The following is a 16,212-nucleotide window of genomic DNA, read 5'->3' as shown; positions in this document are numbered from 1 at the left end:
ACCGAAGTCACGCAGGGTGATTTGAGGGGTGCCCGGCGGGGCGACAGCGCACTCGTCGAAGTCTGATAATACGTATTAGCATCAATCTTTCTCCGATGTTCGCCGCCCGCCCGGCCCGCTGTCAAGGGGGCCACTTCGATCTCGACGGGAAACGGCCGCGAGGGGCGAAAGCACGTCGGCGGCCCCGGGCACCGGCGAGCTAATGCGCATTAGTTCAGGGAGTTCATCGCGAGGAAATCTCCGGAGAGCCCTTGACATCTCCCCGGGTCGGGGGCGAGAGTCCTCTCCAACGCCGATCGCTAATACGCATTAGCACCAACCGGAGGACTCCCCCGTGCCCTCTTCGCCGCGCCGCGTCACCCAACGTGACATCGCTCGCCTGGCTGGCGTCAGTCAGGCCACCGTGTCCCTGGTGCTCAACAACCGCTCCGACGCCGACGTGCGGATCGCGCCGGAGACCCGGGACCGCGTCCTGCGGACCATCGAGGAGACCGGCTACGCCGCCGACCCGGTGGCCCGGCGGCTGGCCGCCCGGTTCAACCGGATCATCGGCGTCTTCACCTACGAGCCCGCGTTCCCCAGCGGCAGCCGGGACTTCTTCCACCCGTTCCTGCTCGGCATCGAGGAGTACGCCGAGCGGGTCGGCTGCGACCTGCTGCTGTTCACCAGCGCCCCGGTCGTCGACGGACGGCGGCGGATCTTCCACCAGGACAACCGGCTGCGGCTGGCCGACGGCTGCCTCCTGCTCGGCCGGGAGATCGACGCCGCCGAGCTGCACCGGCTCAACCGGGACGGCTTCCCGTACGTGGCGGTCGGCCGACGCAACGACGCGGGCGGTCCGGTCCCGTACGTCGGCGCCGACTACGCCGCGGCGGTCGACGCCCTGACCGGGCGGGCCCTCGGCCACGGGCACCGCCGCCTGGCGTACCTGTCCATGGGCACCCACGCCGAGTCGTCCGAGGACCGGCGGCGCGGCTTCGCCGCCCACGGCGGCGCGGCCGAGAGCACCCGGGAGCTGCCCACCGCCGGGCGCGACGCCGACGCCATCCTCGACGACCTGCGCGCCGACCGCACCACCGTGGTGTTCGTGGAGGACTTCGCCACGGCGGTGGCCCTCGAACTGGCCGCCCGGCGGCGCGGCCTGACGGTGCCCGGCGACCTGTCGGTGGTGACCCTCGGCGACCCGACCGTGCCGTTGCCCACCGACCTCACCTTCACCGGCTTCCACATCCCCCGCGAGGAGATGGGACGCCAGGCGGTCGAGGTGCTGACCTCGGTCATCGACGGCAGCGCCGACGGCGTGGGGCAGCGCCTGCTGCCGTGCCAACTGGTCGAGGGGGACACCCTCGGCGCCCCCGATCCGGCGGTCGACCGCTCCTGAGCGGCGATCGCGTAACTGGAAGGAAGTAAGTGGTAACGATGCGTGCGGACGTCCTCGTCGTCGGCGGCGGGCTGGGCGGGGTGGCGGCGGCACTGGCCGCCCTCCGGGCCGGCCGGAGCGTCATCCTGACCGAGGAGTTCGACTGGCTCGGCGGGCAGCTCACCAGCCAGGCGGTCCCCCCGGACGAGCACTCCTGGGTCGAGCAGTTCGGCGTCACCGCCAGCTACCGGGAGCTGCGCACGGGGATCCGGGACTACTACCGGCGGCACTTCCCGCTCACCGAGCGGTCCCGGGGTTGGACCGACCTCAACCCGGGGGCCGGCTGGGTCAGCCGGCTGTGCCACGAGCCCCGGGTCGCGGTGGCGGTGCTGGAGGAGATGCTGGCGCCGTACCGGGGGTCCGGGCGGCTGACCGTGCTCCAGCCGTACCGGCCGGTCTCGGCGGCCACCGACGGCGACCGGGTGACCGGGGTGACCGTCGCGCACCGCGACCGCCCCGACGAACTGGTCGAGCTGACCGCCCCGTACGTGCTGGACGCCACCGAGACCGGCGAGCTGCTGCCGCTGGCCGGCGTCGAGTACGTCACCGGGTTCGAGTCGCGGGAGGAGACCGGCGAGCCCAGCGCGCCGGCCGAGGCCCAGCCGATGAACATGCAGGCCGTGTCGGTCTGCTTCGCCCTGGACCACGTCGACGGCGACCACACCATCGACCGCCCGGCCGGGTACGACTTCTGGCGCGACTACAAGCCGGACTTCTGGGGCGACCGGCTGCTGTCCTGGCGCTCCCCGCACCCCCGGACGCTGGAGATCGTCGAGCGCAGCTTCACCCCGAACCCGAACGACGACCCCCTGGCGGTCAACGCCGACCAGCGGCTCGACCCCGGCGACGGCAACCTGTGGACGTTCCGGCGGATCGCCGCCCGGCGCAACTTCGTCGACGGGGCGTACGCCAGCGACATCACCCTGGTGAACTGGCCGATGATCGACTACTTCGAGGGCCCGGTCATCGACGTGCCGAACGCGTCCTGGCACCTGTCGCAGGCGCGGGAGCTGTCGTACTCGGTGTTGTACTGGATGCAGACCGAGGCGCCCCGGCCCGACGGGGGCACCGGATTCCCCGGGCTGCGGCTGCGCGGCGACATCACCGGCAGCGCCGACGGCCTGGCCCAGGCCCCGTACATCCGGGAGTCGCGGCGCATCCGGGCCGAGTACACGGTCGTCGAGCAGGACCTGTCGCTGGCGGTGCGCGGCGAGCACGGCGCGGTCAGCTACCCCGACTCGATCGGCGTGGGCATGTACCGGATCGACCTGCACCCGTCGACCGGCGGCGACAACTACATCGATGTCGGGTCCTGCCCGTTCGAGATCCCGCTCGGTGCGCTGATCCCGCAGCGGGTGGAGAACCTGCTGCCGGCCGGCAAGAACATCGGCACCACGCACGTCACCAACGGCAGCTACCGGCTGCACCCGGTCGAGTGGAACGTCGGCGAGGTCGCCGGCCTGCTCGCCGACTTCTGTCTGGAGCGGGGCGAGTCCCCGCGCGCGGTCCGCGACACCCCCCGTCTGCTGACCGATTTCCAGGACCGCCTTACAACGGCCGGCGTGGAACTGCGTTGGCCGCAGATCGTGGGCTACTGAAACACCCCCCGGTGAGGAGAAGATTGTGAGAGCAGGAAAGGCCCTGCGCGGCGTCGCCGTCGCACTGGTCGGCGCGCTCGCCCTGACCGCCTGCGGCGGCGGGGACGACGCCGGCGACAGCGGTCCGGCGAAGCTGCGGATGACGGTCTGGTCCGCCAACGAGGCGCACCTGAAGCTGTTCAACGAGATCGCGGACGAATACAAGAAGTCCCACCCGGACGTGGAGTCGATCACCTTCGACCCGCTGCCGTTCGAGAACTACACCACCACCCTGACCACCCAGATCGCCGGCGGCAACGCCCCCGACCTGGCCTGGGTGTTCGAGAACTCGGCCCCTGACTTCGTGTCATCCGGCGCGCTGCTGCCGCTGGACGAGACGCTGAAGAAGACCGAGGGGTACGGCTACGATGACCTCTCCCCCGCCACCACGAAGCTCTGGCAGGACGACGGGAAGCTGTACGCGTACCCGTTCTCCAACTCGCCGTTCGGGGTCTTCGTCAACACCGACATGGTGAAGAAGGCCGGGCAGAAGACGCCGGCCGAGCTGATCGCCGCCGGGCAGTGGAACTGGGACAACGCCCTGGCCACCGCCGCGGCGTCCGCCAAGAAGTCCGGCAAGGCCGGCCTGGTGATCCGGGACTTCGACTACAAGGGCTGGGACAACCTGTCGACCTTCTTCACCGGCTGGGGCGCCCAGGCGTGGAGCGAGGACGGCAAGTCCTGCGGCTTCAACTCCCCGGAGATGGTCGCGGCGATGACCGCCCTGCACAAGGGGATCTTCACCGACAAGGCGCTGCCCGGCCCGGGCACCACGGCGGACTTCTTCGCCGGTGACGCGGCCATGACGGTCACCCAGATCTCCCGGGCGTCGCTGCTGAAGGACGGCGGCTTCGGCTGGGACCTGGTGCCGCTGCCGGCCGGCCCGAAGGGCAACTACGCGGTGCTCGGCCAGGCCGGCCTCGGGGTGATGAAGAAGAGCCCGCACGCCGACGAGGCGGCCGACTTCCTGGCCTTCTTCACCAACCCCACCAACTCGGCGAAGCTGGCCCAGTTCTTCCCGCCGCCGCGGCAGTCGCTGCTGACCGCCGAGACGCTGGGCAAGACGAACCCGAAGCTCAAGCCGGAGCAGTTGCAGAAGGTCGTCATCGACGGCATCACCAGCGGCGTGGTCAAGCCGAGCCACGCCGGGCAGGCCGAGCTGAGCCAGCAGGTCCGCGCCGGGCTCGACCCGCTGTGGCAGCCGAACGCCGACATCAAGGCGGTCCTGGACGGCGTGTGCGCCAAGATCCAGCCGCTGCTGGCGAAGTGACCATGTCCCCGACGGACACCAGGACGGGCCCGGTCGCCAAGACCGGGCCCGCCCCGGGCCGGGCCCGTCCGCCGTGGTGGACCAGCCGCCGGCGCGACCAGCTCGCCGGGTACCTGTTCGTCGCCCCGCAGCTCATCGGCAGCATCGTGTTCGTGATCCTGCCGCTGGTCCTGGTGGTCTGGTACAGCCTGCACGAGTGGAACGTGCTCGCCGGCACGTTCGACTACGTCGGCGGGGACAACTACACGCAGCTCGCCGAGGACACCAACCTGGGTGGGGTGCTGAAGGCCACCGGGCTGTTCTCGGTCGGGCTGGTGGTGTTCAACCTCGCGCTGGCGCTGATGCTGGCCGTGCTGCTCAACCAGAAGCTGCGCGGCACCATCGTGTTCCGCACCCTGTTCTTCTCCCCCGTGGTGGTCTCCCTGGTCGCCTGGACGATCGTGTGGGGCTTCCTGCTCCAGGACAACGGCGGGATCAACGGACTGCTCGACACGATCGGCGTGGACGGCCCGAACTGGCTGCGCGGCGAGGGCACCGCGATGCTGTCGGTGGTCGTCGTGCAGGTGTTCAAGAACGTCGGCCTGAACATGGTGCTGTTCCTGGCCGCCCTCCAGGGCGTGCCAGGCGATCTGTACGAGGCCGCCGAGGTGGACGGGGCGAGCCGGTTGCGGCAGTTCTGGCGGATCACCGTGCCGCTGATCAGCCCGACGATCATGCTCACGTCGATCATCACGGTGGTCGGCTCGTTGCAGGTGTTCGCGCAGATCGCGGTGCTGACCCAGGGTGGCCCGGGCACCTCGACCACGGTGCTCGTCTACTACCTCTACCAGCAGGCCTTCCAGTTCCACCACTTCGGCTACGGCGCGACCCTGTCGATCGTGCTGTTCGCGATCGTGCTCGCGCTGACCGTGCTGCAGTGGCAGATGCGCAAGAGATGGGTCTTCCATGAGTCGTGACCTGTCGCCCAGGACGAAGCTGGTGCTCTACGGGGTGCTGATGGTCCTGGCGATCCCGTTCGTCTTCCCCACCTGGTGGATGGTCACCTCGTCGCTGAAGCCGGTGGCGGACATCTTCGCCTTCCCGCCGCAGCTCTGGCCGACGAACCCGCGGCTGGAGGCGTACCAGCGGGTGTTCGAGTTGCAGCCGTTCGGGCGGCAGTACCTCAACAGCGTCTACATCGCCCTGGTGGTCACCGTGGGCACCCTCGCGGTGGCGGCGCTGGCCGGGTACGCCTTCGCCCGGATCCGGTTCCGGGGCCAGAACGTGCTGTTCCTGGTGGTGCTCGCCGGCCTGCTCATCCCGAGCGAGGTCACGATCGTCCCGCTGTTCCAGATGTTCTTCAAGTTGGGGCTGGTCGACACCCACTGGCCGCTGATCCTGGTGCCGATCTTCGGGGCGCCGAGCGTGCTGGCCACGTTCATCATGCGGCAGTTCTTCATCGCCCTGCCCGGGGAGCTGGAGGAGGCGGCCCGGGTCGACGGGCTGGGCCGGTTCGCCACCTTCTGGAAGATCGCCCTGCCGCTGTCCCGCCCCGCGCTGGGCGCGGTGGCCATCTTCACCTTCCTGCACAGCTGGAACCTGTACCTCGAACCGATCGTGTTCCTCTCCTCGCCGGAGAAGTTCACCCTGCCGCAGGCGCTGACCCAGTTCGTCGACGCGTACGGCGGGCCGATGTGGAACGTCCAGCTCGCGGCGGCGTCGATGACCGCCCTGCCGGTGCTGGCGGTGTTCGTGATCGCGCAGAAGCAGTTCGTCGAGGGCCTGGCGCACACCGGCCTGAAGGGATGACCTCCCCGGCCCACGCCACCGTCGGCGTCGACATCGGCGGCACCAAGACGGCGGCGGCCCTGGTCGCCGCCGACGGCACGGTCCTGCGCCGCCTGCGGGCGCCCACCCCCGCCGGGTCCGGGCCGGGCGCGGTGCTGGACACCGCCGCCCGGCTCGCCGCCGAACTGATCCCCGGGGCCGCCGACCGGCCGGTCGGAGTGGGCGCCGCCGGCACCGTCGACCCGGCGACCGGCGGCATCCGGTACGCCACGGACAGCCTGCCCGGGTGGACCGGCACGGCGGTCCGCACCGAGCTGACCAAACGGTTGGGCCGGCCGGTGCGGGTGGTCAACGACGTGCACGCCGCCGCGCTCGGCGAGAGCTGGGCGGGGGCCGGCCGGGGCCGGGGACACCTGCTGCTGGTGGCGGTCGGCACCGGGCTCGGCGGGGCGCTGGTCCGGCACGGCCGGATCGACCCCGGCGCCCGGGGCGCGGCCGGCGCCGTGGCCCACCTGCCGGCGCCCGGGGCGGAACGGCTGCGCTGCGGGTGCGGCCGGTACGGACACCTGGAGGCCGTCGCGTCCGGCACCGGCCTGGCCGCCGGCTACGCCCTGCGTACCGGCGAGCGGATCACCGGGCGCGAGGTGGCCGAACGGGCGACGGCCGGGGACGCCGCCGCCCGGGAGGTGGTCGAGCGGGCCGGCGCGAGCCTCGGCGCGGCCCTGGCCGGGCTGGTGACCACGCTCGACCCGCAGGTGGTGCTGGTGGCCGGCGGGGCGGGTGGGGCGCTGCTGCCGGCCGCGACCGCAGCCTACGCCGCCGAGCTGCCGCCGGGCTGGGCGGACGTGCCGCTGCTGCCTGCCGCGCTGGGCGCCGACGCGGTCGTGGTCGGCGCGGCCCGGCTCGCCACCGGGGAGCCGGCCGCCGCGTCGGCGGACCCGGGCCGGCCGGCGTTCGACGAGGGAAAGGACTGAGAACGTGGGAATCCTCGACTCGCTCGCCGGGGGGCTGGTGGTCTCCTGCCAGCCGCTGCCGGACGAGCCCGACGACCCGATGCGGGACCCGTACGTCCAGGCCCGGGTGGCCGCCGCCGCCGTTGCCGGCGGTGCGGTGGGGATCCGGGCGAACGGGCCGGCCGACGTGGCCGCCATCCGCGCCGCGGTCGGCGTGCCGGTGATCGGGCTGTACAAGCACGGCCACGCCGAGGTGTTCATCACCCCGACGCCCGAACTGGCGGTGCAGGTGGCCGCCGCCGGGGCGCACGTCGTCGCGGTGGACGGCACCGACCGGCCGCGCCCCGACGGCCGGGTCCTCGCCGACACGGTCGCGGCGGTGCACGCCGCCGGCGCGCTGGTCCTCGCGGACGTCTCCACCGTCGCCGAGGGGGTGGCGGCGGTGCGGGCCGGGGCGGACGCGGTGGCGACCACGCTGTCCGGGTACACGGCGGCCAGTCCGCGCCGGGACGGGCCGGACCTGGAGCTGGTGGCCGGGCTCGCGGCGGCGGTGCCGGTGCCGGTGCTCGCCGAGGGGCGGTACCGCAGCACCGACGAGATCGGCCGGGCGTTCGCGGCGGGCGCGCACGCCGTGGTGATGGGCAACGCCGTCACCTCGCCGCTGTGGATCACCCGCCGGCTCTCCGCGGCCACCCCGGCGGGGGCCGGGCGGCCGGGGCGGTAACGTGCAGCGGCATGACCGGCGCACCGTACTCCCACTGTTCCTCCTGCGGCATCGCCTATCCGGCGGGGAGCGGCTGGCCCCGGGCCTGTGCGGCCTGCGGGCACACCGTCTGGCGTAATCCGCTGCCGGTCGCGGTCGCGGTGCTGCCGGTACGCACCGACGCCGGCCTGGGCGTGGTCGTGGTGCGCCGGGACATCGAGCCCGCGCGCGGCCTGCTCGCCCTCCCCGGCGGCTTCATCGAGTACGGCGAGGAGTGGCGCGACGCCCTGGTCCGGGAGCTGCGGGAGGAGACCGGGCTGGTCGCGGCGGCCGGGGACGCGGAGTTGTTCGGGGTGCACAGCGCCCCGGCCGGCGGCACCATGATGGTCTTCGGGACGCTGCCCGAGCGGGCGGCCGGGCAGCTCCCGCCGTCCGCGCCGACCGACGAGGCGACCGAGTGGCTGGTGCTCACCGAGCCCGCCGAGCTGGCCTTCTCCACCCACACCCGGGTGCTCGCCGAATTCCTCGCCGCCCACCGGGACGCCTGAGAGGCCGCCCCAACCGGGCAACCCTGGGCAGGGAAGTCGGCACGATGCGTTAACCACGGTGCCCCATCGGGTCAGTAGGCTGTTTCCGCTCGCTGAGATGCGTCGATGCGATCGGTCCGGCACGCCGACCCCGGAGGAAGCCGCCATGAGCCGCTGGACACCCGACCCGTCCTTCTATCCCTCGCCCCGCGACGCCGCCCGGGCCCCCGCCGAGAAGCTGGCCTACGTGGCCGCCTTCGACCGCTCGGCGGCCCGCCCCGACGCCATCGCGGTCCTCGACACCGACCCCGCCTCCCCCGCGTACGGGCGGGTGGTGGGCTGGACCGACCTGCCGCACACCGGCGACGAGGTGCACCACTTCGGGTGGAACGCGTGCAGCAGCGCGCTCTGCCCGACCGCGCCGCACCCGCACGTCGAGCGGCGCTACCTGATCGTGCCCGGGCTGCGCTCGTCGCGGGTGCACGTGTACGACACCCAGCCCGACCCGCGCGCCCCGAGGCTGATCAAGGTGATCGGCCCGGAGGAGTTGGCGCAGCGGGCCGGCTACTCCCGGCCGCACACGGTGCACTGCGGCCCCGACGGGATCTACCTGTCCGCCCTCGGCGGCGCCGACGGCGCCGAGGGCCCCGGCGGCATCGCGATCCTCGACCACACCAGCTTCGAGGTCCGCCGGGCGTGGGAGGCCGACCGGGGGCCGCAGTTCCTCGCGTACGACTTCTGGTGGCACCTCAACCACGACGTGCTGGTGACCAGCGAGTGGGGCACCCCGTCGATGATCGAGGACGGCATCGTCGGCGAGCTGCTGCTGGGGCGGAAGTACGGGCACGCCATCCACTTCTGGGACCTGGCGAAGCGCCGGCACGTGCAGCGGGTCGACCTCGGCGACGCGTACCAGATGCCGCTGGAGCTGCGACCGGCGCACGACCCGACGAAGACGTACGGGTTCGTCGGCGTGGTGATCAGCGTGGAGGACCTGTCCGCCTCGGTCTGGCTGTGGCACCGCGACGGCGACGCCTGGGCCGTGACCAAGGTGATCGACATCCCGGCCGAGCCGGCCGACCCGGCCGACCTGCCGGACCTGCTCAAGCCGTTCGGGGCGGTCCCGCCGCTGGTCACCGACATCGACCTGTCGGTCGACGACAGATTCCTCTACGTCTCCTGCTGGGGCACCGGCGAGCTGCGCCAGTACGACGTCAGCGACCCGTTCCACCCCGTGCAGACCGGGTCGGTGCGCCTCGGCGGCATCGTGCGGCGCACCCCCCACCCGGGTTTCCCCGACGAGCCCCTCGCCGGCGGCCCGCAGATGGTGGAGATCAGCCGCGACGGCCGCCGGGTGTACGTGTCCAACTCCCTCTACGGCTCGTGGGACGACCAGTTCTACCCGGACGGGGTGGGCGCCTGGCTGGCCAAGCTGGACGTCGACCCCGTCGCCGGCGGGCTCACCCCGGACCCGCGGTTCTTCCCGCGCGGGGAGGAGTTCCGGGGGCTGCGGGTGCACCAGACCCGGTTGCAGGGCGGCGACGCGTCCTCCGACTCGTACTGTTTCCCGTGACCGGGACGGCCTGGCTGGCGCTGGCCGGGCTCGGCGCGTTCCACGGGCTGAACCCGGCCATGGGCTGGCTGTTCGCGGTGGGCCGGGGCCTTCAGGAGCGCAGCCGGCGGATGCTCGTGACGTCGCTGCTGCCCATCGCGCTGGGCCACCTCGCCTCGGTGGGCCTGGTGGCCGCGCTGGTCAGCGCCACCAGGTCGGTCGTGGCGAGCACCACCGTGGCGGTCGTCGGCGGGGTGCTGCTGGTCGGGTTCGGGCTGTGGCAGTTGCTGTCGCGGCGGCACTTCCGGTGGGCCGGGATGCGGCCGTCCAACGCGCAGCTCGCCGGGTGGTCGTTCCTGATGTCGTCGGCGCACGGCGCCGGGCTGATGCTGCTGCCGGTGCTGCTCGCCGAGCCGGCCGCTGGCGGTGGGCACGCCGGACACGCCGGGCACGCCGGGCAGTTGTCGGCGACCCCGGCCGGCGCGCTGCCCGGGCTGGCCGCCGCCGGGGTGCACACGGTGGCGATGTTCGGCGTGGCGCTGGCCGCGGCCGTGGCGGTGTACGAGGTGCTCGGCGTCGGGGTGCTGCGGCGGGCCTGGCTCAACGTGGACCGGATCTGGGCCTGGGTGCTGGTGGTCGCGGGGGTGATCACCGTCGTGGCCGCGGCGACCTGAGCGGCGCCGGTCGGCTCGGCCGAAGGGCCGGCGGTTCCCGCCACCCGGCGCTGTCCCGGCACGAACTCCTATTGATTGAATAGGAGTTCGTGCCGCCGAGCCGGAGGGACCCCCGATGCCGCACTCCCTGTCGTACGACGAAGCCGACCATGACGCCCGACGGGCCCGGCAGTGGCTGGCCGGCCGGGCCCGGGGCGCGGGCGTGCCCCGCCCCCGCCTGCTGGAGCTGGGCGCGGCGATGACCGCCCTGGCCGCCGCCGCCGCCGCGGGCGAACGCGAACCGGTCGCGGTGGCGGCCGACCCGGTCGGCGCCGACCCCGGGCGAAACGCCACCGGGCCGGGCATGGTCAAGCCGCTGCCGGACAGGCTGTTCACCCGGCACGACACCAACGCCGAGATGCGCTGGGAGGCGATGGCCGGGCAGGGGTACGTGGTGCCCAACGACCGGTTCTTCGTCCGCAACCACACCCGAACCCCTTCGATCGACCCCGACACGTGGCGGCTGAGCCTGTTCGGCGACGGCCTGCGCGGCACGCCCACCCGGGACCGGCCGGTCGAGTTCGGCTACGACGACCTGCGCCGGCTGCCCGCCGAGCGGGTCACCGCGCTGGTCGAGTGCGCCGGTAACGCCCGCCGGTTCTTCGCCGGGCAGCAGGACGGGCCCGCCCCCGGGGTGGCGTGGGGCCTGGGCGGCGTCGGGGTGGCGCACTGGCGGGGCGTGCGGCTGTCCACGGTGCTGCGTCGGGCTGGGCTGACCGGCGCGGCGGTCGACGTGATGCCGGAAGGGCTGGACCCGGACTACGTCACCGGCGGGGTGAACCTGGGCCGGGTCCGCCGGCCGCTGCCGGTCGGCAAGGCCCTCGACGACGTGCTGCTGGCGTACGAGATGAACGGCGAGCCGCTGCCGCCGGACCACGGCTTCCCGGTGCGGGTGGTGGTGCCGGGCTGGATCGGCATCTCCTCGGTCAAGTGGGTCGGCCCGGTCGAGGTGTCGGCCACCCCGCTGTTCTCGCCGTGGAACACCCAGCTCTACCGCATGTTCGGCCCCGGCCAGCCCGACGGCGGCGGGCAGCTGGGCCCCCAGTCGGTGAAGAGCGCCTTCGAGCTGCCCTGGGACGCCCGGGTCCCGGCCGGGGCGGAGGTGCTGCTGCGCGGCCGGTCCTGGTCGGGCGGGGGCCCGATCCGATCGGTGCAGGTACACACGGGCGACGACGGCTGGCAGCCGGCCGAACTGGTCGCCGGGGACGCGGGCGGGCCGTGGCAGCGATGGACGGCGCGCTGGCGTCCGGCGAAGCCGGGGCCGGCGACGCTACGGGCGCGGGCCACCGACGTCACCGGGGCCGGCCAGCCGGAACGGGCCCGCCCCAACGACCTCGGCTACCTCTTCGACGGCGTCGTCAACCACCCGGTAACGGTCTGCTGACCCGTCCCGTCGGCGGGGACCGGCAGCCGGTCCCCGCCGACGGCCCGTCACGCCGACACGCCCCGGAACAGCAACACGGCGAGCCCGAGCGCGAGCAGGAGGTTGAACACGGTGGCGCTGGCGAAGACGGCGACGGGGCGCCAGCCGGCCTCGCGCAGCGCCGTCACCCGGACCTCCAGGCCGATGCTGACGAACGCCAGGATCAGGAACCACACCCGCAGGTCGTTGACGATCGCGATGGTCGCCTTCCCGTCAGCACCCGCCGCGTCGAGATACCACGTGGCGATCACCGACGCGGCGACGAAGCCGAGGACGAACTTGGGGAAGCGCCGCCACAGCTCGCCCACCCCCGGCCGGGCCGCGTCGGGCCGCCGCTCCACCCGCAGGGCGAAGTACGCGGTGAGGGCGACCGCAACGACGCCCATCAGGGCGTTCTGGGTGACCTTGACGATGCTGGCGATCTGGAGCGCCTCCTCGCCGGCGAGCGCCCCGGCGGCGGTGACCGCGGCGGTGGTGTCGATGTTGCCGCCGATCCACGCGCCGGCCACCTCGTCGGAGAGGCCGAGCACTCCGGCCAGCCAGGGCAGCAGGAAGATCGACGGCAGGGCGAAGATGATGACCAGGCTGGCCGTGTAGGCCAGTTGCTCCCGGCGGGCCCGGACGGCGCCGGCGGCGGCGATCGCGGCGCTGACCCCGCAGATCGACACGGCCGACGCGAGCAGGGCGCGCAGCTTGTCGTCCAGGCCGAACCGGCCGGCCAGCCACCAGGTGAACAGGAATACGCCGCTGATCAGCAGGATCGCCTGGGCGATCGCCGGACCGGCGGCGCTGGCGATGACCGCCAGGTTGATCGAGGCGCCCAGCAGGACGAGCCCGGTCTTGATGAAGAACTCCGTGCGGAACGCGGCGGAGACCCGGTCCCGCCAGCCGAGCAGGGTCACCGCGACGTTACCGAGCAGACCGAGCAGGATGGCGTAGACGGGATACTCGACGGCCTTCGCGACGCCCTCGAGCGCGGTGTCCTCGGCGAGGACCGGCACCTGCTGTTCGAGGTACCGGGTCAGCCCGGCCAGCGCGAGGAGCACCAGGAGGCCGACCGCGATCCAGGCCGGCACGGCGCGGGGACGCGGCGCGGGGTCGATGGCGGGCCCGGCCCCGGCGCTGTCGTCCCCGGTGGGAGCGGGCCCGGCCACGGTGGCACCGGCGGGCCCGGCCGTCGGCGCGTCGGCGAGCCGACCCTCGTCGTCCCCGGTGGGGGCATCTGTCGCCGCCCGGACGGCGTCGGCGCTCATCAGGGCACCAGCCAGGCGGGGATCGCGCCGACCAGGACCAGGCCGAGCAGGAGCAGGCCCAGCACGGTGGCCGCCCAGTCCTCGTTGATGGCGAACCGGGACTCCGGCGCGGTGGGTGGTGGCTGTTGGTTGTCGCTCATCGGGTTCCTTCGAATGCGGGAGATGGGACGCCCCATCGGGCGCGGTGAGGCCGCGCCGACGGATGGGGAGGTCAGGAGGCCGCCGAGGGCGGCGGTGCGACCGGGGTGGGCCCGCCGACAGGACGACGGCCATGGCACCGGCCGGACGCACGGTCAGGCGCGGACGCGCCCCGGGCCGGTACAGAGCTCGGAGGCGACCCGCATCAGGTCGACGACCCGGCGGGTGACCAGCCGGAGAGGGGTCCTCACGGATCGAGTTTCCTACTCTCCCAGTAGGAATTCAAGCTCCTGCCCAGCATGCGGACGGCGATCAGCCCTCGACGCGCCGGTAGCGCCGGTCAGCGGGGCGTCGGCGCGTCCTCGGCGGCGGCGCCGAGGTAGCCGCTGGCCTGGAGGTCGAACAGTTCGCGGTAGAGCCCGTCCGCGGCGATCAGCTCGTCGTGCGTGCCGCGCTGGACCAGCCGGCCGCGCTCCATCACGAAGATCTGGTCGGCGTGCCGGACGTTGGCCAGCCGGTGGGTGATCAGCACGACCGCCCGGTCGGGACGGCGGCGCAGGTGCTGGAAGAGGGCGTGCTCGGCCCGGGCGTCCAGCGCTGCCGACGGCTCGTCACAGATCAACAGCGGGGCGTCCCGGTACAGGCCACGGGCGGCGACGAGGCGCTGCCACTGGCCGCCGGAGAGGTCGTGGCCGTCCTTGAACTCGCGGTCCAGCAGAGTGTCGTACCCGAACGGCAGATCCATGATCATGTCGTGGGCGGCGGCGGCCCGGGCGGCGTCCTGCACACTCGGCCCCCCAGCGGCCCGGTTGTGCCGGCCGACGCGGATGTTCTGCCCGGCGGTGAACGGGAACTTCCACCAGTCCTGGGTGAGCACCGCGACGTGCGCGCCGGCCTGGTGGGGGTCGAGCTCGGCGGTGTCCACGTTGTCCCAGCGAATCACCCCACCGGTGGGCCGGTACAAGCCGGCGATGAGTTTGGCCAGGGTGGACTTTCCCGAGCCGTTCTCGCCGACCAGGGCGACCACCTGTCCCCGGTGGACGGTCAGGCTCACCTCGTCGACGGCGGGACTGTCGGTGTCCGGATAGCGCAGGCTGACCCCGTCCAGCTCGATGGCGTCGAACCCGTCGGTCGGCCGGTCGCCGCGGGGGCCGGTCCGGCTGAGGGCCCGGTCCAGGAAGTCGCGGTAGTCCTGGTAGTAGAGGGCGTCCTCGTAGAGCGCGTTGGTGGCGAAAACCGCGATGCCGAGGTTGGAGCGCGCGGACTGGAGGGCGATCAGCGCGGTCGCGGCGGCGGCGAGCGCCACCATGCCGGTCAGGAGCAGGCCGGCGAGGACGGCGTACACGCCGAAGGTGGCCAGGCCCGCGGCGGACGTGCCGAGCACCCGGGTCCGGGTCTGGGTGCGGACCAGGCGCAGGTGGGCGCGCGTCTCGGTGGCCATCATCTGCCGGTACTCGCCGAGCAGGAAGTCCCGCATCTGGTACGCCCGGACCTCGGCGGCGGTGTGCCGGTTGGCCATCAGGTTGGCCAGCATCCACATCCGGCGACGCCGGTTGATCCTGGCCAGCATCTCCAGGTACTGCCGGCGGGCGACCTTCACCGCGGTCGCCGCCTCGGGCACCGCGGCGAGCAGCAGGCAGGGCAGCAGCAGCGGCTGGATCACGGTGACCGCCGCCGCGGTGGCCAGCACCCCGACCACGCCGGTGATCAGGTTGACGGTGTGGTCGACGATCCAGGCCGCCTCGGTCACCCCGCGTTCCCGGGCCCGGTCCATCTCCTCGGCGAACCCGGCGTCGTCGAATGCGGCCAGGTCGACGGCCGTGGTGGCCTCGAAAAGCCGCAGCTCGACCTGGTAGTTGATCTGCGGGGTGAGCCGGGCCTGTGCCCAACCGGCGGCGATGGTGAGCCCACCCTTGGCCATCACGGCGGCGGCGGTCAGCGCCAGGGCCGGCAGGGCCCCCCGGATCCGGTCCGGCGTGGGGCCGGCCGCGAACAGTTCGCGCAGCACGCCGGTGGTGGCCAGCAGGCCGAGGGTGGTCATCGCCCCGGCGGCGACGTTCAGCCCGACGGAAGCGGCGGTGTCCCGGCGACTGGTCGCCCAGGCCAGGGCGATCGCCTCGCGGACCAGCCGGGGCAGCCGACGGGCCACCGCCCAGAAACTGGTGTGGGCGAAGTCGTTCGCGTGGTGCATCCACGCCCGGTCCTCCAGCTCCGGCAGCACCGACGCCTCGGCGTCGTCCAGGGTGGAACCGGTGGCGGCCGGCGGCGCGTCGGCGGCCGGCGGCGCGTCGGCGGCCGGGTCGGCGGGCGGGTCGGCGTCAGGCGATCGGCGTGGGCGGACGGCTCTCTCCACGGCCCCCTCCAAGGGGAAGCGCCGCCACGACCGGCGGCGGACCGGCAACCACGGGGAGCCTACTGTGCGCTATGGTGCGATGTCTGCGCGTCAACGGCGTGTCGGACGCGCGTCGCAGGACCGGCCGGGCCGCCCGACAGCGGAGGCGGTGCGGGCGCCGGAGGCGGCACGCCTCGGGCCGGCCGGCGCGGCGCGGGTGCCGCGACGGCCGGCCGAGGCGTCGTGAGGGGGCGGTGAGCGCTGTCGCCGGCTACCTGGCCACGGATCAGCCGCCACTGCCCTTGGTGACGAAGAGCCAGTAGTTGGCGGTGTGGGTCGACGCCGGGCCGGTGCCGGTGACCGTGATGGTGTACGTGCCGGTGGTCGCCGTCGAGGAGGTGGTGACGGTCATCGTGGCCAAGCCGCCCGAGGTGACCGACGACGGGCTGAACGACACGGACACCCCGCTGGGCGCGCCGGAGGCGGACAGGCCGACGGTCTGGGCGCTGCCGGAGGTGGTGGCG

At 73.4% G+C, this 16,212-nt stretch carries 14 protein-coding genes and 1 pseudogene; 11 read left to right on the top strand and 4 right to left on the bottom strand.

Annotated elements, in window-relative coordinates; genetic code table 11:
• The first annotated feature begins 334 nt into the window (after window positions 1-334).
• The 11 genes from ACH4T9_RS15210 (at window position 335) to ACH4T9_RS15160 (ending at window position 11,926) form a co-directional block, all read left to right on the top strand.
• Entirely contained in the window at window positions 335-1,381 is a 1,047-nt protein-coding gene (locus ACH4T9_RS15210; protein WP_396672795.1) for a LacI family DNA-binding transcriptional regulator, read from the top strand.
• Window positions 1,382-1,419: 38 nt separating this feature from the next.
• The gene (locus ACH4T9_RS15205) at window positions 1,420-3,018 is read left to right on the top strand and encodes an FAD-dependent oxidoreductase (RefSeq protein ID WP_396672797.1); all 1,599 of its coding nucleotides are present in this window, start codon (window positions 1,420-1,422) and stop codon (window positions 3,016-3,018) included.
• Window positions 3,019-3,043: 25 nt separating this feature from the next.
• Window positions 3,044-4,327 carry an ABC transporter substrate-binding protein gene (locus ACH4T9_RS15200; protein ID WP_396672798.1) on the top strand — a complete coding sequence of 428 codons (1,284 nt, stop codon included), beginning with the start codon at window positions 3,044-3,046 and terminating at the stop codon, window positions 4,325-4,327.
• A 2-nt stretch (window positions 4,328-4,329) separates the two neighbouring features.
• Window positions 4,330-5,283: a carbohydrate ABC transporter permease gene (locus ACH4T9_RS15195; RefSeq protein ID WP_396672799.1), complete on the top strand. Its 954-nt coding sequence runs from the start codon at window positions 4,330-4,332 to the stop codon at window positions 5,281-5,283.
• Complete coding sequence (locus tag ACH4T9_RS15190; protein WP_396672800.1) at window positions 5,273-6,115, top strand: carbohydrate ABC transporter permease; 843 nt, start codon at window positions 5,273-5,275, stop codon at window positions 6,113-6,115. The genes ACH4T9_RS15195 and ACH4T9_RS15190 overlap by 11 nt, the downstream gene beginning before the upstream one ends.
• Complete coding sequence (locus ACH4T9_RS15185) at window positions 6,112-7,068, top strand: ROK family protein (RefSeq protein ID WP_396672801.1); 957 nt, start codon at window positions 6,112-6,114, stop codon at window positions 7,066-7,068. Before ACH4T9_RS15190 ends, ACH4T9_RS15185 begins: the two co-directional genes overlap by 4 nt.
• Before the next feature lie 4 nt (window positions 7,069-7,072).
• Complete coding sequence (locus ACH4T9_RS15180) at window positions 7,073-7,771, top strand: N-acetylmannosamine-6-phosphate 2-epimerase (RefSeq protein WP_396672802.1); 699 nt, start codon at window positions 7,073-7,075, stop codon at window positions 7,769-7,771.
• An 11-nt stretch (window positions 7,772-7,782) separates the two neighbouring features.
• Window positions 7,783-8,298, top strand: coding sequence for an NUDIX domain-containing protein (locus ACH4T9_RS15175; protein WP_396672804.1), 516 nt, complete (start codon window positions 7,783-7,785; stop codon window positions 8,296-8,298).
• A gap of 145 nt (window positions 8,299-8,443) precedes the next feature.
• A complete protein-coding gene (locus ACH4T9_RS15170) occupies window positions 8,444-9,850 on the top strand; it encodes a selenium-binding family protein (RefSeq protein WP_396672805.1) in 1,407 nt (468 codons plus the stop codon).
• Complete coding sequence (locus ACH4T9_RS15165; protein WP_396672806.1) at window positions 9,847-10,503, top strand: hypothetical protein; 657 nt, start codon at window positions 9,847-9,849, stop codon at window positions 10,501-10,503. Before ACH4T9_RS15170 ends, ACH4T9_RS15165 begins: the two co-directional genes overlap by 4 nt.
• Before the next feature lie 115 nt (window positions 10,504-10,618).
• Window positions 10,619-11,926, top strand: a complete 1,308-nt coding sequence (locus ACH4T9_RS15160; protein ID WP_396672807.1) for a sulfite oxidase — start codon at window positions 10,619-10,621, stop codon at window positions 11,924-11,926.
• Between the two features lie 47 nt (window positions 11,927-11,973).
• On the opposite strand, the gene ACH4T9_RS15155 is transcribed toward ACH4T9_RS15160, so the two are convergent.
• From ACH4T9_RS15155 to ACH4T9_RS15140, 4 genes and pseudogenes are all read right to left on the bottom strand, one after another.
• Window positions 11,974-13,218, bottom strand: coding sequence for a putative sulfate exporter family transporter (locus ACH4T9_RS15155; RefSeq protein WP_396672808.1), 1,245 nt, complete (start codon window positions 13,216-13,218; stop codon window positions 11,974-11,976).
• Window positions 13,218-13,358 (bottom strand): hypothetical protein, encoded by a 141-nt coding sequence (locus ACH4T9_RS15150; RefSeq protein ID WP_396672809.1) that lies wholly within the window; start codon window positions 13,356-13,358, stop codon window positions 13,218-13,220. The genes ACH4T9_RS15155 and ACH4T9_RS15150 overlap by 1 nt, the downstream gene beginning before the upstream one ends.
• A 338-nt stretch (window positions 13,359-13,696) precedes the next feature.
• Complete coding sequence (locus tag ACH4T9_RS15145) at window positions 13,697-15,709, bottom strand: ABC transporter ATP-binding protein (RefSeq protein ID WP_396672810.1); 2,013 nt, start codon at window positions 15,707-15,709, stop codon at window positions 13,697-13,699.
• A 265-nt stretch (window positions 15,710-15,974) separates the two neighbouring features.
• Window positions 15,975-16,212: pseudogene (locus ACH4T9_RS15140) on the bottom strand (aminopeptidase); the annotation flags it as partial.

Origin of the sequence: Micromonospora sp. NPDC020750 (assembly GCF_044334565.1) — a bacterium.
Taxonomy (GTDB): Bacteria; Actinomycetota; Actinomycetes; order Mycobacteriales; family Micromonosporaceae; genus Micromonospora.
This window is presented reverse-complemented; position numbering and strand designations above follow the sequence as displayed.